Raw genomic sequence first — 1,144 nt, 5'->3', positions numbered from 1 at the left:
GGGGGGTGCAGGGGGGGGTTAAAAACTAAAAAGTTTGTGGATAAGTTATAAAAAAGGCAGGGTGAACTTTTGTCATTTCTGGTTTTGGAGAACCATTGTTCGTATTAGTTCCCTGCCTTTTAAAATTGCCCAAGGCCCAACTAGAATTATTCCCTTGAATTATCAAAGGTGATTAGGAAAAAGGCAATTCATTAACTTATCAAAAGCACAAACGTATGAAAACATGGAATGTTATTTTGGGTGTTGATGTATCGAAAAAGACAGTCGACATCTGCTGGGCAGAACAAAAGTTATTTATTAAGGTAGATAACAATAGCGCAGGGTTCAGCAAATTCAAGAAATGGTGCAAGGAAAAGGGTATTGGTTTGCAGGAAACGTTCATCGTACTGGAGCATACCGGAGGGTATGAGTACCGTTTCATGCAGTTTTGCGAGTCGCAATCCATAAATTACAAAAGAGTACCCGGGCTGGAGATCAAGCAGTCCCTGGGCATATCCAGGGGCAAGAGCGACAAAGCCGATGCCTTTAGGATCAGCCAGTATGGCGAAGACAAAATCAAGCGACTCGTGCCGGACAAGCCATTGGATAATAGGATTTTAGAATTAAAGACATTGCTTTCGGCGCGAAAGCGGATAGTGCGGGATAGTGCCGGTTATAAGAACACGGTAAGCGAGCGGGAGCATATGTATGAAGTAGGCGATACAGATCTAATCATTCGTATTGCGCGTGAAAAAATAGCAGCAAATACGAAGTATATCCAAGAGGTGGAAAGCCGGATACTCGAGTTGATCAAAAGCGATGCATCGATGTACCTGAACTATCGGATTATTACGAGTATCAAAGGGATCGGGCCTGTAAATGGCTGGATGACGATAGCATACACAGAGAATTTTACAAGCTTTCCTGATGGACGGCATTATGCGGTATATGTGGGGGTAATCCCGTTTGAGCATACCTCGGGTACAAGTAAAAAAGGGCGGAGGCGGACGAGTAATCTGGCACAAAAAGAACTAAAGCAAGAACTTAACCAAGCGGCTAAAATAGCCATACAGCATGATCCTGAGTTGAAGGGCTATGCAGAAAGTAAACTAAAACATAAAGAATATGGGCTGGTATTAAACAACGTGAAATTCAAGCTAATCCT

General features: G+C 42.8%; 1 protein-coding gene. It reads left to right on the top strand.

Annotated elements, in window-relative coordinates; all coding sequences use genetic code 11:
• Nucleotides 1–215: 215 nt before the first annotated feature.
• A partial coding sequence (locus BMX56_RS29780) for a transposase (RefSeq protein WP_090653369.1) occupies nucleotides 216–1,144 on the top strand: 929 nt, incomplete at its 3' end.

The organism is Mucilaginibacter sp. OK283 (genome assembly GCF_900110415.1).
Taxonomy (GTDB): Bacteria; Bacteroidota; Bacteroidia; order Sphingobacteriales; family Sphingobacteriaceae; genus Mucilaginibacter.
The sequence above is the reverse complement of the archived record's forward strand: the minus strand, read 5'-3'. Positions and strand labels throughout refer to the sequence as shown.